This is a genomic window from Listeria innocua (assembly GCF_028596125.1).
Classification (GTDB): domain Bacteria; phylum Bacillota; class Bacilli; order Lactobacillales; family Listeriaceae; genus Listeria; species Listeria innocua.
Genome location: NZ_CP117229.1, coordinates 1,517,007 through 1,540,695, shown reverse-complemented (window position 1 = coordinate 1,540,695; position 23,689 = coordinate 1,517,007). Strand labels below are relative to the sequence as shown.

General features: G+C 38.5%; 25 protein-coding genes. 20 read left to right on the top strand and 5 right to left on the bottom strand.

Features of this window, described 5'->3' with window-relative positions; genetic code table 11:
- Nucleotides 1–117 precede the first annotated feature (117 nt).
- From PQQ29_RS08200 to argF, 7 genes are all read left to right on the top strand, one after another.
- A complete protein-coding gene (locus PQQ29_RS08200; protein ID WP_010991624.1) occupies nucleotides 118–1,257 on the top strand; it encodes a cysteine desulfurase family protein in 1,140 nt (379 codons plus the stop codon).
- A gap of 1 nt (nucleotide 1,258) precedes the next feature.
- Entirely contained in the window at nucleotides 1,259–2,470 is a 1,212-nt protein-coding gene (gene thiI / locus PQQ29_RS08195; protein ID WP_010991623.1) for a tRNA uracil 4-sulfurtransferase ThiI, read from the top strand.
- A 171-nt stretch (nucleotides 2,471–2,641) separates the two neighbouring features.
- A complete protein-coding gene (gene argC, locus PQQ29_RS08190; protein WP_003762472.1) occupies nucleotides 2,642–3,673 on the top strand; it encodes an N-acetyl-gamma-glutamyl-phosphate reductase in 1,032 nt (343 codons plus the stop codon).
- A 15-nt stretch (nucleotides 3,674–3,688) separates the two neighbouring features.
- On the top strand, nucleotides 3,689–4,885 hold the full coding sequence (argJ, locus tag PQQ29_RS08185) for a bifunctional glutamate N-acetyltransferase/amino-acid acetyltransferase ArgJ (protein WP_010991622.1): 1,197 nt from the start codon (nucleotides 3,689–3,691) through the stop codon (nucleotides 4,883–4,885).
- A 12-nt stretch (nucleotides 4,886–4,897) separates the two neighbouring features.
- The gene (argB, locus tag PQQ29_RS08180; RefSeq protein WP_003772035.1) at nucleotides 4,898–5,650 is read left to right on the top strand and encodes an acetylglutamate kinase; all 753 of its coding nucleotides are present in this window, start codon (nucleotides 4,898–4,900) and stop codon (nucleotides 5,648–5,650) included.
- Entirely contained in the window at nucleotides 5,647–6,801 is a 1,155-nt protein-coding gene (locus tag PQQ29_RS08175) for an acetylornithine transaminase (protein WP_010991621.1), read from the top strand. Before argB ends, PQQ29_RS08175 begins: the two co-directional genes overlap by 4 nt.
- Nucleotide 6,802: 1 nt before the next feature.
- Nucleotides 6,803–7,753: an ornithine carbamoyltransferase gene (argF, locus tag PQQ29_RS08170; protein ID WP_010991620.1), complete on the top strand. Its 951-nt coding sequence runs from the start codon at nucleotides 6,803–6,805 to the stop codon at nucleotides 7,751–7,753.
- Nucleotides 7,754–7,785: 32 nt separating this feature from the next.
- Here the strand turns inward: argF and PQQ29_RS08165 are convergent, their stop codons facing one another.
- Entirely contained in the window at nucleotides 7,786–8,589 is an 804-nt protein-coding gene (locus PQQ29_RS08165) for an NAD kinase (protein WP_003723315.1), read from the bottom strand.
- Between the two features lie 178 nt (nucleotides 8,590–8,767).
- On the opposite strand from PQQ29_RS08165, the gene sppA reads away from it, so the two are divergent.
- The 3 genes from sppA to tpx are packed head-to-tail and all read left to right on the top strand — an operon-like array spanning nucleotide 8,768 to nucleotide 10,895.
- Nucleotides 8,768–9,781 carry a signal peptide peptidase SppA gene (sppA, locus tag PQQ29_RS08160; RefSeq protein ID WP_010991619.1) on the top strand — a complete coding sequence of 338 codons (1,014 nt, stop codon included), beginning with the start codon at nucleotides 8,768–8,770 and terminating at the stop codon, nucleotides 9,779–9,781.
- A gap of 19 nt (nucleotides 9,782–9,800) precedes the next feature.
- Complete coding sequence (locus PQQ29_RS08155; protein ID WP_003730654.1) at nucleotides 9,801–10,337, top strand: RDD family protein; 537 nt, start codon at nucleotides 9,801–9,803, stop codon at nucleotides 10,335–10,337.
- A gap of 60 nt (nucleotides 10,338–10,397) precedes the next feature.
- Nucleotides 10,398–10,895 carry a thiol peroxidase gene (tpx, locus tag PQQ29_RS08150; protein ID WP_003772024.1) on the top strand — a complete coding sequence of 166 codons (498 nt, stop codon included), beginning with the start codon at nucleotides 10,398–10,400 and terminating at the stop codon, nucleotides 10,893–10,895.
- A 75-nt stretch (nucleotides 10,896–10,970) separates the two neighbouring features.
- Here the strand turns inward: tpx and PQQ29_RS08145 are convergent, their stop codons facing one another.
- Together PQQ29_RS08145 and PQQ29_RS08140 are read right to left on the bottom strand one after the other, a co-directional pair.
- Nucleotides 10,971–11,690, bottom strand: coding sequence for a DUF4368 domain-containing protein (locus tag PQQ29_RS08145; protein ID WP_010991618.1), 720 nt, complete (start codon nucleotides 11,688–11,690; stop codon nucleotides 10,971–10,973).
- A gap of 36 nt (nucleotides 11,691–11,726) precedes the next feature.
- Nucleotides 11,727–12,665, bottom strand: a complete 939-nt coding sequence (locus tag PQQ29_RS08140; protein ID WP_033532989.1) for a recombinase family protein — start codon at nucleotides 12,663–12,665, stop codon at nucleotides 11,727–11,729.
- Between the two features lie 501 nt (nucleotides 12,666–13,166).
- On the opposite strand from PQQ29_RS08140, the gene PQQ29_RS08135 reads away from it, so the two are divergent.
- From PQQ29_RS08135 to PQQ29_RS08105, 7 genes are all read left to right on the top strand, one after another.
- Nucleotides 13,167–13,604 carry a MerR family transcriptional regulator gene (locus PQQ29_RS08135; protein WP_003772018.1) on the top strand — a complete coding sequence of 146 codons (438 nt, stop codon included), beginning with the start codon at nucleotides 13,167–13,169 and terminating at the stop codon, nucleotides 13,602–13,604.
- Nucleotides 13,601–14,362 carry an SDR family NAD(P)-dependent oxidoreductase gene (locus PQQ29_RS08130; RefSeq protein WP_003736721.1) on the top strand — a complete coding sequence of 254 codons (762 nt, stop codon included), beginning with the start codon at nucleotides 13,601–13,603 and terminating at the stop codon, nucleotides 14,360–14,362. The genes PQQ29_RS08135 and PQQ29_RS08130 overlap by 4 nt, the downstream gene beginning before the upstream one ends.
- A 17-nt stretch (nucleotides 14,363–14,379) precedes the next feature.
- Nucleotides 14,380–15,066, top strand: a complete 687-nt coding sequence (locus PQQ29_RS08125) for a flavodoxin family protein (protein WP_010991616.1) — start codon at nucleotides 14,380–14,382, stop codon at nucleotides 15,064–15,066.
- Between the two features lie 119 nt (nucleotides 15,067–15,185).
- A complete protein-coding gene (locus PQQ29_RS08120) occupies nucleotides 15,186–15,614 on the top strand; it encodes an RNA polymerase sigma factor sigma-70 region 4 domain-containing protein (RefSeq protein WP_003772013.1) in 429 nt (142 codons plus the stop codon).
- Nucleotides 15,607–15,834, top strand: a complete 228-nt coding sequence (locus PQQ29_RS08115) for a helix-turn-helix domain-containing protein (protein WP_010991615.1) — start codon at nucleotides 15,607–15,609, stop codon at nucleotides 15,832–15,834. The genes PQQ29_RS08120 and PQQ29_RS08115 overlap by 8 nt, the downstream gene beginning before the upstream one ends.
- Nucleotides 15,835–16,277: 443 nt before the next feature.
- Nucleotides 16,278–17,276 carry a class I SAM-dependent methyltransferase gene (locus PQQ29_RS08110; protein ID WP_010991614.1) on the top strand — a complete coding sequence of 333 codons (999 nt, stop codon included), beginning with the start codon at nucleotides 16,278–16,280 and terminating at the stop codon, nucleotides 17,274–17,276.
- A 23-nt stretch (nucleotides 17,277–17,299) separates the two neighbouring features.
- Complete coding sequence (locus PQQ29_RS08105) at nucleotides 17,300–18,493, top strand: acetate kinase (RefSeq protein ID WP_010991613.1); 1,194 nt, start codon at nucleotides 17,300–17,302, stop codon at nucleotides 18,491–18,493.
- Between the two features lie 51 nt (nucleotides 18,494–18,544).
- On the opposite strand, the gene PQQ29_RS08100 is transcribed toward PQQ29_RS08105, so the two are convergent.
- The gene (locus PQQ29_RS08100) at nucleotides 18,545–19,003 is read right to left on the bottom strand and encodes a universal stress protein (RefSeq protein ID WP_003762459.1); all 459 of its coding nucleotides are present in this window, start codon (nucleotides 19,001–19,003) and stop codon (nucleotides 18,545–18,547) included.
- Nucleotides 19,004–19,241: 238 nt separating this feature from the next.
- On the opposite strand from PQQ29_RS08100, the gene ald reads away from it, so the two are divergent.
- Entirely contained in the window at nucleotides 19,242–20,354 is a 1,113-nt protein-coding gene (gene ald / locus PQQ29_RS08095; RefSeq protein ID WP_003772007.1) for an alanine dehydrogenase, read from the top strand.
- Nucleotides 20,355–20,393: 39 nt separating this feature from the next.
- On the opposite strand, the gene PQQ29_RS08090 is transcribed toward ald, so the two are convergent.
- On the bottom strand, nucleotides 20,394–21,491 hold the full coding sequence (locus PQQ29_RS08090) for a M24 family metallopeptidase (protein ID WP_003762457.1): 1,098 nt from the start codon (nucleotides 21,489–21,491) through the stop codon (nucleotides 20,394–20,396).
- A gap of 163 nt (nucleotides 21,492–21,654) precedes the next feature.
- Here PQQ29_RS08090 and PQQ29_RS08085 point away from each other — a divergent pair, with 163 nt between their 5' ends.
- Nucleotides 21,655–22,341, top strand: a complete 687-nt coding sequence (locus PQQ29_RS08085; RefSeq protein ID WP_003772005.1) for a metal-dependent hydrolase — start codon at nucleotides 21,655–21,657, stop codon at nucleotides 22,339–22,341.
- Between the two features lie 25 nt (nucleotides 22,342–22,366).
- Entirely contained in the window at nucleotides 22,367–23,680 is a 1,314-nt protein-coding gene (gene ytoI, locus PQQ29_RS08080) for a CBS-HotDog domain-containing transcription factor YtoI (RefSeq protein WP_010991612.1), read from the top strand.
- Nucleotides 23,681–23,689: the final 9 nt, after the last annotated feature.

The window sequence follows — 23,689 nt, the reverse complement described above, 5'->3', positions numbered from 1 at the left end:
ACAAGGATTTCTATTATAATAATAGGAATCCTTGTTTTTTTCTAAATTAGTAGTTGGAAAGTGTTGGAATTATGATAAAATGGAGAGTGGAATATTTGGGAGGAGAGTCTATTTTTTATGATTTATTTCGATAATAGCGCGACGACTAAGCCAAATGCTGCCGTGCTTGAAACATATACGAAAGTAGCAAGTAATTACTTCGCTAATCCATCTTCACTTCATCGTTTTGGCGCTAAGTCTAAAGAATTGCTAGACACATCCAGAAAACAAATCGCCACTATGTTAGACGTTTTGCCAGAAGAAATTATCTTTACATCTGGTGGAACGGAAGGGAATAATTTAGCGATTAAAGGGCTGGCCTATAGCTACAAAAACCGCGGAAAACATATAATTACTTCTAGTATCGAACATCCTTCTGTACGTTTAGTAATGGAAGAGCTTGAGGAAAATGGTTTTACAGTGACGTATTTAAAAGTTGATAAAAATGGCGTTATCCAGTTAGATGAATTAAAAGCGGCACTTACGGATGAAACAATTTTAGTATCTATAATGGGCGTGAATAATGAAGTCGGGAGTATTCAACCACTGCAAGAAATTGGCGAGATTCTTGCTAGTCGGGAACATACTTTCTTTCATGTCGATTTCGTTCAAGGGATTGGAAAAATTCCGCTCGAAATCGATAAGCATGCGATTGATTTACTAACTTTTTCAGGTCATAAGTTTCATGCTTTACGCGGCACAGGAGCACTTGTTAAACGAAAAAATGTTCATTTGCATCCGGAAATTATTGGTGGCGGCCAGGAAATGGGCTACCGTAGTGGGACAGAAAATTTAGCTGGTGGAGTGGCACTTGCTAAGGCATTAAGGTTGACGCTAGAAAATGAATCAAAGAGAGCAGAACTAATCGAAATCCGTGATTATTTATTAACGGAAATCACTCAAATGCCTGATATGACTGTCCATACGAAGAAAAGCGTAGCCGCACCGCATATCGTTTGTTTTTCTGCAAAAGGTCATCGCGGTGAAATTCTAGTTCATGCATTAGAAAAAGAAGATATATACATTTCGACGACGAGTGCTTGCTCATCTAAACAAAAATTAGCAAGCAGTACATTAAAAGCAATGGGCGTGACTGACGAAGAAGCAACTGGTGCTGTGCGAGTAAGTCTATCCTACGAAAACCGTTTATCTGAAGCGAAAATTTTTATTCAAAAGTTGCAAGAAATTATTGAAAATCTAAATAAAGTGGTGAAATAAATTGGAATTTGATCGTATGTTAATTAGATACGGAGAACTATCTACTAAAGGAAAAAACAGAAAGCAGTTTGTGACTAGACTGGCACAAAATGTGAAACGCGCAATGAAAGATTTACCGGAAGTCCGTATTCACGGGGAACGCGACCGGATGTATATTATTTTAAATGGGGCGGATTATCAACTTGCAGAGGAACGTTTAAAACCGATTTTTGGGATTCAATCATTTAGTCCAGCAGTTCGTGTTAATTTAGATTTAGATGAGGTCAAAGCGGCTGCTCTCTCTTTAGTTCAAGATGCGCACGAGGAAAATGGCACGTTTAAAGTAGCGGCAAGACGTAGCCACCGTGAGTTTCCGCTTGATTCTAATGAAATCAATCAGGAAATCGGCGCACATGTGTTACAAAATATCGAGGACCTGACTGTCAATGTAAAAAATCCAGATGTAAAACTAACGATTGATGTTCGTAAAGAAGGCGTCTTTTTATCATGTCGGACGATTCTTGGGGCAGCTGGTCTTCCGGTTGGTTCTTCTGGTCGCGCGATGCTGATGCTTTCTGGTGGTATCGACAGTCCAGTTGCTGGGTATTTAGCACAAAAACGTGGTGTGGAGATTGAAGCGGTTCATTTTCACAGCCCGCCATATACGAGCGAACAAGCTAAACAAAAAGCAATCGATTTAGCAGGGAAATTGGCTAAGTATAGCGGACAAGTTCAAATGCATATCGTTCCATTTACAGAAATTCAAGAAGTAATCAAACAGCAAATTCCTGAGAGCGTGATTATGACTGTTACACGCCGAATGATGCTTCGAATTACGGATGAACTTCGCCGTAAGAGAAATGGATTAGCGATTGTTAATGGTGAAAGTTTGGGCCAAGTTGCCAGCCAAACACTCGAAAGTATGCTAGCAATTAACGCTGTAACAGCTACACCGATTATTCGCCCAGTTGTTGCAATGGATAAAAATGAAATTATTCAAATCGCACAAAAAATCGATACGTATAATTTATCTGTCCAACCATTTGAAGATTGCTGTACGATTTTCACGCCGCCTTCTCCAAAAACAAAGCCAAAACTTGATAAAATCGAGCATTACGAAAGTTTCACAGATTTTGATGCCTTAATTTTAAAGGCATTAGAGAATGTAGAAACGATTGCTGTTAATGTTGCCGAGAATGCAGAAATAAAAGATGAGTTTGCTGACTTATTTTAAGATAAACCGTTTATCCTTTTTAGGGTAAACGGTTTTTTGTATATAATATACATAATGAATAACTAAAAATGCATAAAATAGTTTTAAATATTAATAAAAAACCATTTGACATTATAAATATACATCACTATAATGAAAAGTATCATTTAATAATTAACGGGAGGGGTTAGGATGAAAGTTTCTATTATTGGGGCGACAGGATACGGAGGGCTTGAGCTAATCCGCTTGCTGCACCAGCATTCTTCGGTCGACATAGCGACGTTACATAGTTTTTCCGCACAATCAGAAACATTGGCAAACTTTTATCCGCATTTAAAAGGTTTAGAAGCTAGCCCCTTAGAGAAGATAAATCCAGCAGAAATTATCGAAAAAAGCGATACAGTTTTTATTGCTACTCCATCGGGAATCGCGAAAGATGTGGCCTTACCGTACATCGATGCCGGGCTTAATGTGATTGATTTATCCGGAGACTTTCGACTAAAAGATAACCAGCTTTACGAGAAATGGTACGGGAAAAAAGCAGCACCTGAGGATTACTTAGCTAAGGCGGAATATGGTTTAGCAGAATTTCGCGATAATGAACTTGCGACTTTTATTGCTAATCCAGGATGTTACGCAACGGCGACTTTGTTAGGGTTAGCTCCACTCGTGAAAAAGCAGCTAATTGATCCCACATCCATTATTGTAGATGCCAAATCAGGTATTTCCGGAGCGGGAAAAGTGCCATCTAAAAGCACCCATTTTACAGAAACAAATGAAAATATGACACTATATAAAATGAATTCCCATCAACACATTCCGGAAATTATGCAACAACTAACAAAATGGGATAAGAGTATCCCTGCAATTCAATTTTCCACTTCATTAATTCCCATCACACGAGGAATCTTCACAACCATCTACGTTAAACCTAAAAATCCAATTACCCAGCAAGAATTACATCAATTATACGAATCCACCTACGAGCATGCTTCATTTGTCCGAATTCAAGCAGAAAATACTTACCCAACTGTAAAACAAGTAACGGCTTCTAATTATTGTGATATTGGCCTTGCTTATAATGAAAAAACGAATGTAATCACCATCGTTTCCGTAATCGATAATTTAGTTAAGGGAGCGGCTGGTCAAGCAATTCAAAATTTAAATATAATGGCGAATTTTGCTGAGAGTGACGGATTGGGATTTATTCCAGTGTATCCGTGAAAGGGGAAAGAAAAAATGGAGCTTATTAAAGGAAATATCGCCTCACCAAAAGGCTTTTATGCAGACGGAAAACATGCTGGGCTGAAAAGAAAACGAAATGATATTGGTTGGATTTACTCAGAAGTACCAGCAAATTCTGCGGCAGTTTACACGATGAACCAAATGCAAGCCGCACCCATTTTTGTCACAAAAGATTCTTTTAAAAATAGCGCGAAGTTACAGGCGATTATTGTGAATAGTGGCAATGCCAATGCGGTGACAGGAAATCAAGGAATGTTAGATGCGCTTTCAATGCGAGCAAAAACGGCAGAAAAATTAGCGATTCCAATGGATACAGTCGCAGTTGCTTCGACAGGAATAATTGGTGAAATGCTCCCAATGGATAAAATAATGACTGGAATCGATTTATTAGAAAAACAAACAGGAAACGCAGCTGATTTTGAAGAAGCTATTTTAACAACAGATACTTTTCAAAAACAGATTAGTTTTCAAACGGAAATAGGCGGTAAGACAGTCACGATGTCAGGGGTAGCGAAAGGTTCAGGAATGATTCACCCTAATATGGCTACCATGCTCGCTTTTATTACAACAGATGCTGCCATTCCAGCTGAATTATTGCAAAAATTACTAAAAATAAAAGTAGATAAAACTTTCAATCAAATAACGGTTGATGGCGATACTTCTACTAATGATATGGTCGTTGTTATGGCAAATGGATGCGCAGAAAACCCGCTTATTCAAGAAGGAACAGCTGATTTCGAAAAATTTGCAGCTATGTTTCAAGCAGTAACAGAACACCTTGCTAAAAGTATTGCTCGAGACGGTGAGGGTGCGACTAAATTAATTGAGGTTCAAGTAAAAGGCGCGACTAAAACAGAAGATGCCAGAATGATAGCTAAAAAAATCGTTTCTTCTAGTCTCGTGAAAACAGCGGCATTTGGTGGGGATGGCAACTGGGGACGCATTATTTGCGCAATTGGTTACTCAGGTGGTCGTTTTGCACCAGATAACATTACTATTAAAATTGGCGGCATAGAAATACTAAATCATAGTAGCCAAACAATTTTTAATCAACAAGCATTAGATGCCTATTTAGAAGAAGAACATATCGTTATTGAAGTCGACCTTCATATTGGCCTTGAGTCAGGAACGGCGTGGGGATGCGATTTAAGTTATGAATACGTCAAAATCAATGCATGTTACCGGACGTAAGGAGTGAATAGAATGAAAAATACGATAGTGATAAAATTAGGCGGCGTTGCAAGTGATAATTTGACAGACGATTTCTTCCAGCAAATTATCAAATGGCAGGCAGAGAAAAAGAAAATCGTACTAGTTCACGGCGGCGGTCATTATATAACGAAGATGATGAAAGCACTTGATATTCCTGTAGAGACGAAAAAAGGCTTGCGCGTTACTAATAAACAAGCGCTTGAAGTCACAAAAATGGTTTTAATTGGCCAAGTCCAACCAGCCATCACTACAGCTTTTCAAAAAAGAAATATTTCTGTTATTGGATTAAACGCAGGCGACACTGGTTTGTTAGAAGCGGATCAAATCAATGATTCTGACCTCGGTTTCGTTGGAAAAATTACTAAAGTGAAAACCGCTTTAATCGAACAATTACTTGCTGAAAATATTATCACTGTGATTGCGCCGCTTGGTATCAATAGCGCGCATGATTGGCTAAATGTCAATGCTGATACAGCGGCATGTGAAGTAGCAAGTGCGCTAAATGCAGAAGCACTTTACTTACTAACAGATGTCCCAGGTGTGAAAAATGGAGCAAAAATTATCGACGAAATAGCTACGGATGAAATAAACAAATTACAAACTACCGACATAATAAAAGGCGGAATGATTCCAAAATTAGCAAGTGCCGCTTTTGCTGCTGAAAATGGTGTCGGGCAAGTAATTATTACAAATTCACTGGAAAATCCTGGAACAAAAATTAAAAGTAAGGTGGCGATTAGATGAAACATGTTTTTCCGACGTATAATAGATTCCCGGTTGATATAGTTAAAGGTAACGGTACAGTTGTTAAAGACGCAACAGGTAAAACATATCTTGATTTTACTAGCGGGATTGCAGTTTGCAACTTAGGTCATTGTCCGGAGAATGTTACAGAGGCGATTCAATCCCAATTAGCAAATATTTGGCATACTTCGAATTTATATGAATGTGCACTGCAAGATAGCGTGGCGGAATTAATTACTGATGGGACAGACAAACTAGTATTTTTTTGCAATAGCGGAACAGAAGCAAATGAGGCTGCTCTTAAATTAGCGAGAAAATATACAGGCAAAGAAAAAATAATAACGTTTGAAAAATCTTTCCATGGACGTACTTTTGGTTCGATGTCAGCTACCGGACAAGCTAAAATCCATCAAGGTTTCGGAAGACTTGTTCCCGGCTTTACATACGTTCCCTATAACGACATAGAGTCTTTCAAAACCGAGCTTGACGAAAATACAGCGGCTGTCATGTTAGAGGTAATCCAAGGTGAAGGCGGCGTCATACCAGGGAATGCAGCCTGGCTAATGGAAGTTCAAATGCTATGTAAAAAAGCGGGCGCATTACTAATTATTGATGAGGTTCAAACAGGACTTGGTCGAACGGGAACGCTTTTTGGTTTTCAGCAAACGTTCTTAGATCCAGATATTTTTACTTTAGCAAAAGGGCTTGGGAACGGCTTGCCAATTGGAGCAATGGTCGGAAAAGAACACTTAAGCAGTGCTTTTGGTCCGGGAAGTCATGGATCTACTTTTGGCGGAAATAAACTGGCACTCGCTGCTGCGAAAGAAATTTTATTAACAATGAAGCAAACCGGATTTTTAGAAGAAGTGAATGCTAAAGCAGCTTATTTTAGAAATTTATTAGAAGAACATTTTGAGCAGTTAGAAAATGTTGTGGCGATTCGCGGTGAAGGCTTTCTCATTGGCATAGAACTGGGTAGTAGCGCGGCGCCAGTTGTTACAGAATTACGCGATAAGGGTTTATTAATACTAACAGCCGGGCCCAATATATTACGGATTTTACCGCCTTTAACTGTCAGCTATGCAGAAATAGATCAAGCAATTAGCATACTAAAAAGCGTTTTGGAAAAACAATTGATTGGAAGTGAGTGAGATGACGATGTACGTAAAAAGTAATACGACAGGAAAAGATATGTTAAGTTTACTTGAATGGAATAAAGAAGAGTTGATCGATATTATTAAGCTAGCTGTTGCGATGAAAACAAATCCAGCCCATTATAGTCATATTTTAAGTGGAAAAATTTTAGGAATGATTTTTGATAAACCTTCCACTAGAACACGGGTTTCTTTTGAAGCGGGGATTTTGCAATTGGGTGGTCAGGCGATTGTAATGAGTTCTAAGGAACTTCAAATCGGCCGCGGTGAGCCAATTAAGGACACAGCGCATGTGATGTCAGAATATATTGATGCAATTATGATCCGAACATTTAGTCATGAAAAAGTAGAAGAATTGGCGTATCATGCAGAAATTCCGATTATTAATGGCTTAACTGATTTGCATCATCCATGCCAGGCGTTAGCGGATTTAATGACTATTTATGAATGGAAAGATCAGTTGGAAGGTGTCAAACTAGCTTATATTGGTGATGGTAACAATGTATGCCATTCTTTACTGTTAGCAGGTGCCATGGTTGGACTAGATATACGTCTTGCAATGCCAAAAGGGTACGAAGTCGATGAAACAATTTTAGCAACGGCGGAGAATCTGGCGAAGGAAAGTGGTGCCAAGATTTTCGTTACGGAAGACCCAAAACATGCAGTGACAGATGCGGACTTTATTTATACAGATGTTTGGACAAGCATGGGGCAAGAAGAGGAAAATGCGAAACGTTTAGCGGATTTTGGCGAAAAATATCAAGTGAACGCAGAGTTAGCTAGCATTGCTAAGCCAGATTATCATTTCTTACATTGTTTACCAGCGCACCGAGAAGAAGAAGTGACAGCTGAGATCATTGATGGCAATCACTCGGTTATTTATCAACAAGCAGGAAATAGACTTCATGCGCAAAAAGCGTTGCTAGCAGCCATTTTAGAAGCGAAATAAAAAAAGTCTGGCACTTACGCCAGACTTTTTTATTATAAGAAATTACGTTTCACTTTATCCCAGAAAGAATTTTTAGGTAGTTTGATAATATTGATAAAACGATCGCCTACTTCTAAATTAACTTCATGCACGTGTTGGATACTAAGTGCTTCGCTGTCCATTCCAATCATTGGGAATTCGTTATTTCCTTCTTCAGACGCAATTTCAATACGTAGTTTGCGTTTTGGACTAAGGATGAACGATGATCCTAGCGTACGGAATTTATTGTTGTTAATAGAAGCTAGTTCACTTACTTGCATAGATGGAAGAAGTGGGTCCACGATGGAACCGTTCACTGATTTATTATAAGCAGTACTTCCTGTTGGTGTGGAAATTACCATTCCGTCGCCGCGGAAAGTTTCGAAGTGAGAATCATTAATATAAAGATCCATCGTAAGTGTTCTAATGATAGAGGAACGAATATTAAACTCATTTAGTACATAAAATGCTTTGGTATTATTCACTGTTCCATAAATAGTTGGGTAACGACGTACTAACCAACGATCTTCAATAGCTGCCTTGATGATTTCATCCAATTGATTAATATGGAAGTCACAGTATTGACCTAATTGCTCTGTTAGCGCAATCCCTGCATATAAACAATCTTGACGGAAGCCAGTTTCTCTTACAGATTTAAGAAAAGCACCATCACCACCAATGCTGATAATAACGTTTGCTTTTTGATAGTCATCAGTTAATTCATATCCATAATCAGTCGTAATTTTCTTCAATTCTTTTGCTTTTGCATGTAACTCTTCTGTTTTTCGATAGGAAAAATAAAAAATAGTTTTTGCCATGTTAGTTGTCCCTCCAGAATCCAATTTTAATCAACAAACTTATTATAACATGACTTAAGGGCAATTTCTTTCTTCATCCGTAAAAAAGTGAAATGGAACACAATTTAAGAGAAAGATTGTACAAAATAAAAGAGACTGTTATTATTACATTATCTAAATAGAAAAAGGGGAGAAATTAATGAACGCTAAAAGATGGGTTGCACTAGGGATTGTTTTTGCACTTTTGATAGTTAGTGCGTTAGCAAAGTTTACTTCAAGTCAAATCGCTTCAACGGAAGAGAGTAGTCCGACATTTGTCGAAAGTCTGTTCGCGGATACCGGCGAACTAACCGAAACAGTAATTGAAGAAGGTGGGGATGATACAATTGCTGTATTATCTGTAGATGGTACTATTCAAGATACGGGAGATTCTGGTTCTTTATTTGGGGACGCGGGCTATGATCATTCATTTTTCATGCAACAATTAGAACAAGTGAGAAATGATGACTATATCCAAGGCGTACTGCTGTATGTTAATTCACCAGGTGGCGGTGTTATGGAGTCCGCGCAAATTCGCGATAAAATTTTACAAATTCAAAAAGAACGCAATATTCCATTCTATGTTTCCATGGGGAGTATGGCAGCATCAGGTGGATATTATATTTCCGCACCAGCCGACAAAATTTTTGCAAGTAAAGAAACATTGACTGGTTCACTTGGGGTTATTATGCAAGGGTATGACTATAGTGAACTCATGAAAAAATTAGGTGTTTCAGATAATACTATTAAAAGCGGCGAATATAAAGACATTATGAGCGGGACAAGACCAATGACGGAAGACGAGAAGAAAATTATGCAGTCAATGATTGATGATTCTTACAATGAGTTCGTTAAAGTCGTTGCAAAAGGCCGTGGAATGTCCGCAGAAAAAGTACGTAAAATTGCAGATGGACGCATATACGACGGCCGCCAAGCAAAAGAGAACGGGTTGATTGATGAGTTTGGTTATCAAGAAGATGCCCTAGAAGCTTTGAAAAAAGAACAAGGGTTAGCTGATGCGACAGTCATTCAATATGATGTACCAGAAGACTTTAGCTCGTTATTCTCTGTAGCTGCACAAAAAATCTCTGGTCAAAATGCAGATATTTCCCAACTAATCAAATTAACTGGCACACTTAAAGCGCCAAGAATGATGTATTTATATGGAGAATAATGTGAGAGGAGAGGCGCAAATGGCTAATGAAAATGTTGCTTTTGAAAACAAACGCCAAGTCTATCATTATGAACCACCAATTCAGAAAGAAGAAGCCATTCCTAAACAGTACTTTGCTGGCTTTTGGATCCGGTTTTTAGCTTATTTAGTCGATTTAGTTGTCATCGCAGCCTTAAAGGGAATTATTATTAATCCGATTTTCCGCGTCTCTGGAATGGGGATGGATGACAGTTTCTTCACATTTTATTGGGGAATGACAACGATTATCTTTTTAGCTTACTTTATTTTGCTTACTAAGTTTTTTGGACAAACGCTTGGGAAAATGTTATTTGGTCTTCGCGTAGTGAAACTTGATGGTGGAAAATTAACTTGGTTAACCGTTTTATTTCGAGAAGGTGCGATGCGTTTTGTCTTAAAAACCATTTGGCCGTTATATGTGGTTTGTGCCTTTACACCAAACAAACAAGGCATTGCGGACTTCTTTGAATCCACATCTGTCGTCCACACGGGGTACTTAGAACTAGATGAAAAATGGGTAAATGGAGCAAAAAAATAGCTTATAGCAAACTTCTTCTTTAAAATGGAATAGAAGCGTACATTAAAGGAGGAAGAAAAAATGACTCAAGTAACATTTAAACATAATCCAGTTACACTCGTAGGTACCGAAAGAAAAGTTGGCGACAAAGCGCCGAACTTCACAGTGGTGAATAGAGATTTAGAAGAAGTAACATTGCACGATTATGACGGGAAAGTGAGACTTATCAGCGTTGTTCCTTCCATTGATACAAGTGTTTGTTCCACACAAACGCGTAAATTTAATGAAGAAGCAAGCAATTTAGATAATACAGTTGTCTTAACTATCTCCGTTGATTTACCATTTGCTCAAAAGAAATGGTGTGCAGCAGAAGGTTTACCAAATGCGATTACTTTATCTGATCACCGCGATCTTTCTTTTGGCGAAGCATACGGTGTAATCATGAAAGAACTTCGCTTACTAGCTCGTTCTGTTTTTGTTGTAAATGCAAAAGGAGAAATCGTCTACACGGAAGTAGTTCCAGAAGGTAGCGACCATCCAAATTACGAAGCAGCGATAGAAGCAGCCAAAAAAGCTTAAATCTTAAAAGCATTCCTTTATGCAGGGGCTGGATAAAACAGTAATATGTTATGCAGAGACGGTGTAGCCTTACGGCTACGCCGTTTCTGCTTTTTCTTTGTTTGGTCGCTCAACTACAACAGGCTGGAAGCGTTCCAGTGGTGGCAGTATCCCCACAAGATTGTAACTGATATGAATCCCCTGTCTGCGCTTGCCAGTGCTTTTGTCCGGTGCTTCCACAAATACCTTGATCACAAGGTCATTGAGGATGGCAGGGGTCAATGTTTCTAGGCTAGAGTACCGCTTGCACTTGGCAATGAAATCTTCTACCTGTGTGGTCTTTTGTTCCTGCTGATCAATCTCTTTTTCTAGCATTGTAATCATTTGCCGCAGTGTTTTCTGTTCCAGATCATATCCTCTTGACAACTGCATGAAGCGTTCATCCGTCAGCTTCCCACTAGCGTTGTCCTCATAGACTTTACGGAATAATACATCCAGATCATCTACACGCTTCTGAGACTGTGCTATTTGTTTCCGCTTGGCACTTAACTCTTTTTGGATTTCCGTGGAACGTTCTGCTTCGATGGACACCCGAAAGCTGTCCTCATACCGCTGTACAAAGCCAATCACATAGCGCATGTGCGCCAGTACCATTTCTTCCAGCACAACAGCACGGATGAAATGGGATGTACACGGGTCAACCGCTTTTTGCGAAGCAGAACACCGGAAATGGTCATGCCTTGTCTCAAAGTATCTGGTTGTGCAGTAATACAGCTTGCTCCCGCAATCAGCACAATGGGCAATGCCGCTGAACATATTGGTTTTACCAGTCTTAGATGGCCTACGCTTGTTCTAACGCAGCTGCTGGACGGTATCCCATACATCCTGTTCAATGATAGGCTGATGGGTGTTTTCAAATACCATTTGGTTTTCTTTCGGGTTCTTCCGCTGTTTCTTATTCCGAAAGGATTCCTTGTAGGTTTTAAAATTCACCGTATGCCCCAGATACTCTTTCCGTTCAAGGATATGAGCCACGGTACTGTCACACCATTTACATCGATCAGCGGGAACATCAGCAGGTGCGCTTCTGCCGTTTGACTTTGCATAAGCAGACGGTATCAGCACCCTGCGCTCAGATAATATCCGAGCAATTTTAGTGGGGCCGTTACCCTCCATGCAAAGCCGGAATATCTCACGAACAACCTCGGCGGCAGCTTCATCTACAATCCAGCGATTTTTGTCCTCTGGGTCTTTGATATATCCATAAGGCGGGAAGGTGCTAAGCGGTTTGCCGGATTGTCCTTTTGCTGTAAACACAGCTTTGATTTTCTTACTGGTATCTTTGGCGTACCATTCATTAATCACATTGCGGAATGCGATGAACTCACTGACGCCTTGATTACTGTCAACGCCATCATTGATAGCGATAAACCGAACACCTTTTTCCGGCAGTTGGATTTCGGTAAGCAGACCAACCTTCAAATAATCCCTGCCGAGCCTGCTCATGTCCTTGACTATTACAGTAGATACTTTTTCCTCATCAATTAGAGCAAGCATTTCATTCAGTCCGGGACGGTCAAAGGTAGTTCCTGATACCCCATCATCAATAAAGAAGCGAGTGTTGAGTAAGCGGTGTTCTTCTGCGTACTTTGAGAGAATTGATTTCTGATTCACAATGCTGTTGCTATCGCCTTGAAGTTCGTCATCACGAGATAGACGGCAATACAGGGCGGTGATTTGTTCAGGCTGCTGGTTCATAATTTTTCCATTTTCATCAACTTGATAGTTCAACGTTTTTCCTCCTGTTTTAAAATAGCACAAGTAAATTAGCCAAACGGTTCACTAATTCTCCAAGCCGATAACGATACCCCATAATAAAAGATGTATCGGAGATATAGATATCCTTTCTCCCCTTGGCTACCACTTACTCACTTGTTTTCGACCTGTCAAGCCCTGACGTAGTCAGCAAAGTTTAGGCTTGATGGGTCGGAACAAGTGAGTACACTCCAAACAAGGGAGAGAAGGATTTTGCTTCATATATTACCGTCTTAAAAAAGCTGTTTTCGGATAACTTAACACATTTTTTGTTGATACAGCTATAATAATTACTAAAAATATTTTAGGCTTTTGCCCACTCACAAAACATGATTTAAAAAAGGGGTATGGCGGAAGGTGGCTGGTGTATAGCCACTTCCTATGCTTGCTCTGCTTCCTGAATATTTTATTAACTTTAAAATAAAGCTTGACCTAAAGCGCACTTTATAGTGTATTCTTATTTATGAGGTGAAGAATATGGAATATATTGCGCATGAAGTGGCTGAGAAGTTGGGCATTACAGTTCCCACACTGCACTACTATGAAAAAGCTGGTTTGCTTCCATCAATAAAAAGAAATAGTGTAGGAAATAGAATATACACAGAAGAGAATATTGAATGGCTTTACATGATTGTGTTGATGCGGGAAGTTGGCGTACCGATTCGTGAAATACGCTCTTACATACAATTATTGTTGAAGGGCCCTGAAACAATCCCTGAACGCTATCAATTAGTAACGCAGTACAAGCAATCTGTAGAAGAAAAGATGAAGGCAATGCAAACTTCTTTAAAATGGCTGGGTGCTAAAGTGAATTTCTATCAGGAAATGATGGATACAGGGGAGAACAAGCCTTGCCGTACCTTTCTGGAGGAATCTGAACTTTTTAGGTTGAAGCAAGCGGAGGAGCAAAAATGAGAACTGTCTTAATAACAGGCACTACCAGTGGTATAGGCTATGCACTAAGTGAGCTTTTTGCTAAAAAAGAGTGTCATGTCATTTTGGTATCACGGAATGCTATGAAGCTATCCGCACAAAAACAAAAGCTGGAAAACGGAAATAACCGTATTGATACCATTACATGTGACCTTGAACAGACTAATGCTGCTGAAATAATATATAAATCTATTAAGCAGAACGGATGGCAAGTTGACATATTGGTAAATAATGCTGGCTTTAATGAAGCAGGGTTATTTTCTGAAACAGATGCCACATGCGAACAAGGCATGATAAATTTACATATCAATTTTGTAACCGATATGATGAAGTTGTTTATTCCTGAAATGATTCAGAATAGTCATGGACATATATTAAATGTTGGTTCAACCGGCTCCTACATTGCTTGCCCTAAAGATGCTGTCTATGCTGCTTCAAAAGCGTATATCCTTCATCTTTCAAAAGCGGTTCATGCTGAATTAAAAGGCACAGGTGTCACAGTAACAACGCTTTGCCCCGGCTCAACACGCACTGAATTTGCACATAAAGCAAAAATAGAACACACATTATTATTTAAGATATTCGTTATGTCTCCCCATAAGGTTGCGTTGTCCGGCTTGCGTGCTATGGAAAAGGGCAAGTCTGTCATAATACCAGGTCTTTATAATAAAATTTTAGTTTTATGTTCTCGATTATTGCCCTATTCCTTTATTGGCTGGATGACGAAAAAAATGTTATAGAAAAGGAGGATATCACCTTGCATTTACTCATCATAAATGGCAGTCCTCGCAAAAGTGGTGCTACCGCAAAAATTTTAACCTATATCCATGAAAAACTCTGCACAATGGATTCGGAACTTGAAATAACGCACATTGATTTAAGCAATTATAATTTAAAATTGTGTGTGGGTTGCATGGGCTGCTATAAAACTGGATATTGCTTTATTCAAGATGATGGAGTGGAAAGATTACGCAGTCTCATCGATCAATGCGATGGCTTGATTCTTGGAAGTCCAACCTATACCAGCAATGTATCCGGGTATTTAAAAATTCTAATGTATCGTGGGTATTTTATTTTTGAACAACTTCTTAGAAATAAACCATGTTTCTCTGTTATCACTTATGAGAATGCGGGTGGAAAAAAGGCACAAAAAATTCTAAATGAATTTATACACTATTCTGGTGGCTCGGTTAGCGGACATTATAGAAAAAAGCTGAATCACGGTTCAGAGGTATTAAACAAGGCAACTGAAAAAACCATAGATAGAAAATGTGCACAGTATTTGGTCAGAGCAAAAAGAACAATGTCTTTATCTGTTCTTGAAATTGTGATGAGAGCTATTGTTTTTCATGTAGGACTTCGCAGACATGCAATGAAAAATCCAGTTCGCTATAAAGCAGTTATTGATCGTTGGAATAACAAAGGCTATACCCAGACGAGATAGTCAAACGAAATCTAGAGACAGCATTAATTAAGAAAGTGTAACCAATTTTAGGGTAGTATAGTTTACTTAATTTGATAGAATAGAAAAAACTAAACCGGTTAAATGATAGGGGGATACATGTGAAACTGACGAATGATTTTATAGAGAGAAATATGCGGCAGTTTCACCGATATGCACTAAGAACCCTTCATTACGCAGCTCTCACCGCCTACTATGAGCGGCTGCGGTTAGGGAAAAATACAATCACATTTTCAAGTCTATCCTTTCAAGAAACCCGTCTCCTTTATCGTATTGATCAGCACTTTACTGACGATACTATCTTCAATGTATTGGATTATGAAATTATTGTACAAGACAATAATCTGGCTAACGCATTAAACTGTCTGCCAGAGCAGGGACGTAATATCATTCTGCTCAAATACTTTCTTGGGTGGACAGACAGAAAAATCGGAGAGGCTTTTTCAAGTTATGACTCTTCAACACGCAAACGTCGGTTAGCGGCATTAAGGGTTCTACGGATAATATATGAGGAACAAAACGGTGAGTAAAGGAAAATACATACATTTTGATACTTTAGTATCAGCTAAGACAGGTGATATCGTGGCTATTCAAGACATTTTAAATCAATTTCGTGGATATATCATAAGCCGCTCTCTGCGAACGGCTTACCGATCGGACGGCTCACTCTACCAATATATTGACACCGATGTTCAGCACAAAATGGAAACCGACTTAATTGAGGCCATCTATAAATTTGAGATTCGTTAAATTTTTCATTTCATACATAACAGGTATTCGTCTTTATTACTGTTAATAAAAGGTGCCAAAATAAAGGTTTAATTGGTCTGTCATCGGAGTTTGATTCGGTACTGGACGATTCCCCTTCTAAGGAATAGATAAGTAAAACTGTAGCAATTTAGAACATGAAAAAAGCTAGTAACGGCAAAGCAAAACCGTTACTAGCTTTTTTGTAGACAATCCATGTTGGCGGCTGGTATTAGTCAAATGTTTTGGATTACTGTTTTATCCAGTGTCGCCATAAATAGGAGGGCTTTTTTCTGTATTACTACTAAAAATAAACTGTACTAATTATAATTAAAAATTTCCAGCGTTAATTTCCGCTTTTACTACAGAAAATCCTTTCACATTCTTTAGAAATACTGTATAATGTTTGGTGGTGTTAGTAATGATGAAAATTCGAGGTGTTACTTTTGGCAAATGAAGCAACGCAAGAATTATTTCAAGTGCTTGATAATACAGCTATTATCTTGCAAAATGAGCTTGAAATAAGCTATTTGGAAGCGGTTTATGAAACAGGAGAAAATCTGTTTCAAAAAGAAGTTTTACAAAAAGAAGAGTTGTCTTCTGAAAAACAATTGAAATTACAAGCGTCTTACGAAAGTATCGAACTTGAGAATTTCTCAAATGAAGAAATCCGCAAAGGTCTTCAATTAGCACTACTAAAAGGCATGAAACATGGTATTCAAGTGAACCACCAAATGACGCCAGATTCCATTGGTTTTATAGTGGCATATTTGCTTGAAAAAGTAATTCAAAAGAAGAAAAATGTTTCTATTTTGGATCCAGCCTGTGGCACTGCAAACCTTTTAACAACAGTGATTAATCAGCTAGGATTAAAAGGCGATGTAGACGTTCATGCGAGTGGTGTAGATGTAGATGATTTGCTTATTTCGCTTGCACTAGTAGGAGCGGATTTACAACGACAAAAAATGACGTTGCTGCATCAAGATGGTCTGGCTAATTTATTAGTTGATCCCGTAGATGTCGTAATTAGTGATTTACCTGTTGGGTATTATCCGGATGACGAAAATGCAAAAACATTTGAACTTTGCCGTGAAGAAGGGCATTCATTTGCACATTTCTTGTTTATAGAACAAGGAATGCGCTACACAAAGCCAGGAGGATATTTATTCTTCTTGGTACCTGACGCAATGTTTGGGACTAGTGACTTTGCTAAGGTGGACAAGTTTATCAAGAAAAACGGTCATATCGAGGGAATTATTAAATTGCCTGAAACACTGTTTAAGTCTGAACAAGCACGAAAAAGCATCTTGATTTTACAAAAAGCGGACGTAGATGTAAAGCCGCCAAAAGAAGTTTTACTGGCCAATCTCTCTTCGCTAACAGATCCGAGCGTAACTGCACCGATTTTAGCTGAAATAGAGAACTGGTTCAAAAGGAAACGATAATGGAAGGAATTGACAAAAATAAAATGGAAAAAACGATTGCAATTAACGCCGGAAGTTCTTCACTGAAATTCCAATTATATGATATGCCATCTGAACGTGTTATTACAGCAGGTATTGTAGAAAGAATTGGCTTGAAAGATTCTATTTTTACAATTACTGTAGACGGAGAAAAAATCAAAGAAATTATTGATATTCCTGATCATGAAATTGCCGTTCAAATGTTACTTGAAAAATTAATTAATCACAAAGTTATCGGTTCTTACGATGAAATTACTGGAATTGGTCACCGTGTTGTTCATGGTGGAGAAAGATTCCCTGAATCGGTTTATATTGATGACCAAGTTATTAAAGATATTGAAGCACTATCTGAACTTGCGCCACTTCATAATCCAGCAAACGTTACTGGAATTAAAGCTTTCCGTAAAATTTTACCTGACGTTGTTTCAGTGGCTGTTTTCGATACAGCATTCCACCAAACAATGCCTCCAGCAAGCTACCTTTACAGCTTGCCGTACAGCTACTATGAAGATTATGGTATCCGTAAATACGGTTTCCATGGTACAAGTCACAAATATGTATCCGAACGCGCTGCAGAACTTCTAGGTCGTCCTGTAGAAGAATTACGTTTACTAACTTGTCACCTTGGTAATGGTGCTAGTATCGCTGCAATCGAAGGCGGAAAATCAATGGATACTTCCATGGGATTCACACCACTAGCTGGCGTTTCTATGGGAACTCGTTCTGGTAACATTGACCCAGCGCTTATTCCTTTCATCATGGAAAAAACTGGCAAAACAGCAGAACAAGTACTTGATGTCTTAAACAAAGAATCCGGTATGCTTGGTGTATCTGGTATTTCAAGTGACCTTCGTGATTTAGAAGATGAAGCAGCAAAAGGAAACGACCGCGCGGAACTTGCACTTCAAGTTTTCGTTGACCGTATCCATAAATACATTGGTTCTTATGCAGCTCGCATGAACGGTGTAGATGCAATTATCTTCACAGCTGGTATCGGTGAAAATAGTTCTTATATCCGTGAAAAAGTACTTCGTGGACTTGAATTCATGGGCGTATACTGGGATCCAGCACTTAACCAAGTGCGCGGAGAAGAAAGATTCCTTAACTACCCACACTCCCCAGTAAAAGTTATCATCATTCCTACAAACGAAGAATTAATGATTGCTCGTGATGTAGAAACAATTAAACAAAACCATTAAAATAAAAAAAACTCGCTCTTGAATTTCAAGAGCGAGTTTTTTTATTTAGCTTTATTCTTTATAATCAGGAACATCATTACGAACTACAAGCACATCACAAGGGGAGTGGCGAATAATATATTCAGATACACTACCAATTAATAAACGTTCTACAGCGTTTAGACCAGTAGCACCACACATAATTAAGTCAGCTTGGAATGCTTTTGCTGCTTCTTTTGTGATGGCTGTTTTTGGCGAACCGTATTCGATATAGCTTTCTACTTTAGTTACGCCTGCTTTTAAAGCATCTTCTTTATAGCCGCTAAGTAATTCATCCGCATATTCAGTCGCTTTGTCAGCCATGCTTGTATCATAATTGGCTACGGACGAGAAAGCACGTGTATCAATAACATGTACAAGACCAAGTGCAGCATCATTACGATTAGCCACTTGTATTGCTTTTTGGAAAGCTCTTTCTGCTTCTTTGGATCCATCAACTGCTACTAAAACTCTTTCGTATTGTTGTAACATAATAATTCCTCCAATCAAAATATGTATCTACTATATTTATATTTTACCCTTTTTTTCCTAAAAGAACCATAAATTGGAAAATAAATTAAGAAACCATGAAAATCCTTTACTTTTGTAATAATTCTTTTGTTTAAATTTAAGTTAGTTAATTTTTTACAATTTAGGTATATTGTGTTAGCATGGGGGTGTGGAAAATCTTTTATAGTCTATTATACCTATACCAAGGAGAGTGATTTTGATGTTGATCGGCGTACCAAAAGAGATAAAAAATAATGAGAATAGGGTGGCAATGACTCCGGCAAGTGTTTTTTCCTATGTAAACGCAGGGCATACTGTATACGTGGAAAAAGGCGCGGGAAGTGGCTCTAATTATCAAGACGCTGATTTTGTGCAAGCGGGGGCAACAATTGTCGAAACAGCAAAAGAAGCTTGGGACGTAGATATGGTTGTAAAAGTAAAAGAACCCATTGCATCCGAGTATACATATTTTAAAGAAGGCTTATTACTTTTCACATATTTACATTTAGCGAATGAACCAACTCTTGCGAAAGCTTTGCTAGAGAGTAAAGTAAACAGTGTGGCTTATGAAACAGTAGAACTTGCTGATCATACACTACCACTACTTTCTCCGATGAGTGAAGTTGCAGGAAGAATGGCGGCTCAGATTGGCGCACAATTTTTACAAAGAACAAATGGCGGCATGGGCGTGTTGCTTGGTGGTGTTCCTGGCGTTGAAAAAAGTGAAGTCGTTATTATTGGCGGCGGAATCGCTGGAACAAATGCAGCAAAAATTGCCGTAGGTCTTGGCGCTAATGTTACAATACTAGATATGAATTTAAAACGACTTCGCCAATTGGATGACATTTTCGGCAACCAAGTACAAACTTTAATGTCGAATGATTTTAATATTGAATTAGCTGTCAAAAAAGCGGATTTAGTTATAGGAGCAGTATTAATCCCAGGCGCAAAAGCACCAAAATTAGTTAAGGAACATGTTATTAAACAGATGATTCCTGGCTCGGTTCTTGTTGATATTGCAATTGATCAAGGCGGAATTTTTGAAACTACCGACCATGTTTCCACACATGATGATCCAACATATGAAAAATATGGAGTGCTTCATTATGCAGTTGCTAACATGCCAGGAGCAGTTCCGCGGACATCTACGCTAGCGCTAACAAATGCAACATTACCGTTTGGATTAAAACTTGCAAATGATGGATTAGAAGAGGCTGTGAAAAAAGATCCTTACTTGCTACGTGGTTTAAATACGTATCAAGGTCACATTACGTATAAAGCCGTTTCTGATTCTCTCGACTTACCATATACAAATAGTGCAGAATTAATTTAATAAAAAAAGCAAACTTCCGCGTGGAAGTTTGCTTTTTTGTTATTTGATAACTTGTAAAGTTTTCGGGAATTCAGTTAGTACCTGAACACCATCTTTTGTAACAACTAAATCATCTTCAATACGAACCCCAGCGACTCCTGGAACGTAAATACCTGGTTCAATTGTAAATACCATATTTTCTTGCAGTTCCATGTTGTTTGTTTCTGTAATGGAAGGGAACTCGTGTACACTAGCTCCTAGTCCGTGACCAAGACGATGTGGGAAATAATCGCCGAAACCTGCTTCACGAATAATATTTCTAGCAGTTAAATCAATTTCGCTTGCTTTTATGCCAGCTTTTACTTTATCAACCGCAGCTACTTGAGCTTCTAAAACAGTATCGTAAATCTTTTTCTGTTCATCAGTAATATCGCCAAATGCAACTGTGCGCGTAATATCTGAACAATAACCTTTATGAACTACTCCTAAATCAAATAAAACTAAATCGCCTTTTTTGATTTTTGTTTCTCCGGGAGTTCCGTGTGGTAGGGCGCCGTTTTTACCAGTGAGTACCATCGTATCAAATGACATGGCTGTAACGCCTTTTTTCTTCATTTCATATTCGATTTTGGCAACGATTTCTGCTTCTGTTTTACCTTCTGCGATTTCATCAACACCGACTTGGACAGCGTAATCAGCCAGTAAAGCAGCTTCTTTTAAAATCTTAAGTTCAGCTTCTGTTTTTATAAGGCGGATTTGTTCAATTTTATGTTCAATCGGAATGAATGAGCTGCCAGAGAAAAGTCCTGCTAATTGTTCGTAACGGTCGACACTCATATGTTTTTTCTCAATGGCAAATTTACTTGGATTTGCTACACGTTTTTTGATTTCATCTGCAATAATTTTGAATGGGTTTTCGGTATCGTTATAACCGTATGCCGGGTGGGACCAATCGCCGCCGCGTACATCTTCTACTTCAAGTGCTGGCGTGAATAAAAACGGTTCGCTTTCCGGGAAAACAGCTAGCCCTAGCACGCGTTCATGAGGCTCACTATGATAACCTGAAAAATAAGCGATGTTTTCTGGGTCTGTGATAAATGCCACTTCGGCACCTTGGTCTTTTAGCCAGTTTTGTAAGACATCAATATTTTTTTCCATTTTTGTACCTTCTTTCCAATTGATTTCTCTACAATGATAACATGCAACGGAAATATTTTGGTAATAAACACCTCCTAGTTTACGAGGTGTTATATATTAGTTTATAATAATAGTGGTACAATAATACACATAGAATAATTAATCAGGAAGGAAGTTTTTTAACATGAAGATTTCATTTCATGGTCAGTCTTGTATTAAAATTATCACTGGGAATACGACTATTCTAGTTGATCCATTTATTTCTGGTAATGAAAAATGTGATTTAAAAGCAGAAGAGCAAATGCCAGATTTTATCGTTCTGTCGCATGGGCATGACGATCATGTCGGTGATACAGTTGAAATTGCTAAAAATTCAGGAGCAACTGTTATCTGTAATGCAGATTTAGCTTCATTTTTAGCGGTAGAAGATGGGCTTGAGAACATTGCGCCAATGCATATTGGTGGGAAAAGACAGTTTGATTTTGGACAAGTGAAGTTGACACAAGCATTTCACGGTTCGCAAACAGTGCGTGATGGGCGTATAATTAACCTTGGTTTTCCAACAGGAATCGTTTTTACAATAGAAGGTAAAAATATTTATTTTGCTGGAGATACTGGTTTGTTTTCTGATATGAAATTAATTGGAGAATTAAATCCGTTAGATGTTGCGTTCTTACCGATTGGCGATAATTTTACCATGGGTCCAGAAGACGCGGCGATTGCGGCACGTTTTTTACAAGCAAAACTAGTTATTCCAATGCATTACAATACATTTCCGTTGATTGAGCAAGATCCACATCAATTTGTTGCGTCGCTTGATGAAGGTATTTCCGGAAAAGTACTTGAAATTGGGGAAGGTATCGAAATCTAACAAAATAGGAATGGGTGAACGAGTCGTGGCCACAAAACATGAACAGATTTTAAAATACATTGAAAATCTTGCAGTTGGCGAAAAAATATCTGTGCGGAAAATCGCGAAAAACCTGTCAGTAAGTGAAGGTACTGCTTACCGGGCAATTAAAGATGCGGAAATAATTGGGTTTGTTTCTACTATTAAACGAGTAGGTACGCTTCGAATTGAGCGGAAACAAAAAGATAGCATCGAGAAATTAACTTTTGCTGAGATTGTTAATATGATTGATGGGCAAGTGCTTGGCGGTCGTGCTGGGTTATATAAATCGCTCAATAAGTTTGTTATTGGTGCGATGACCGTGGAGGCAATGGAACGCTATACGGATGCCGGTAACTTATTAATCGTCGGAAATAGGGTGAGTGCACATGAACTTGCTTTAAAACGCGGTGCTGCGGTACTTATTACTGGTGGTTTTGATACGGACGACGAAGTAAAACAGTTGGCAGATGAGAAGGAATTACCAATTTTATCAACGTCTTATGATACTTTTACAGTTGCGACGATGATTAACCGGGCGATTTACGATCAATTGATTAAAAAAGAAGTTGTTTTCGTAGAGGACATTTTAACGCCACTTGAAACAACTGCTTATTTGTCCACATCAGATAAAGTGGAAGATTGGCATAAAATGGAAGAAGCAACCGGGCATAGTCGTTTTCCTGTCGTAAATCGGGCGATGCGTCTAACTGGTATGGTTACGAGTAAAGATATTTTAGAAAAAAATCCGAGCATTTCGATTGAACGAGTGATGACTAAAAATCCACTAACTGTTGGTCCAAAAATGAGTGTTGCATCAGTGGCACATATGATGATCTGGGAAAGTATCGAAGTCATCCCCGTTGTCAAAGATGATTTAACTTTAATCGGCATCGTTAGTAGACAAGACATTTTGAAATCGATGCAAATGATTCAAAAACAACCGCAAGTCGGCGAAACGATTGACGATACGATTGCAAATCAACTTTCCGAAAAAGCAGATACGGGCGAAGAGGCAGATTACGAATTTAAAGTGAGCCCACAAATGACTAACTCGCTAGGGACTTTATCGTATGGTGTATTTACCCAAGTGGTCTGCGAAGTTGTGCAGCAAAAACTATTTTCTATGAAAAAAAGGAATGTGGCGATTGAAAATGTAACGATGTATTTTCTAAAACCTGTTCAAATGGATGCGACAATCGTTATTAAACCACGAATTCTGGAAATGGGACGTAAAGCTGGGAAGTTAGATGTAGAGCTTTATTTAGAAGGGATTTTGACCGGAAAAGCTATAGTCGCTTGTCAAATGATGGAACGTTAAAAAGAAACA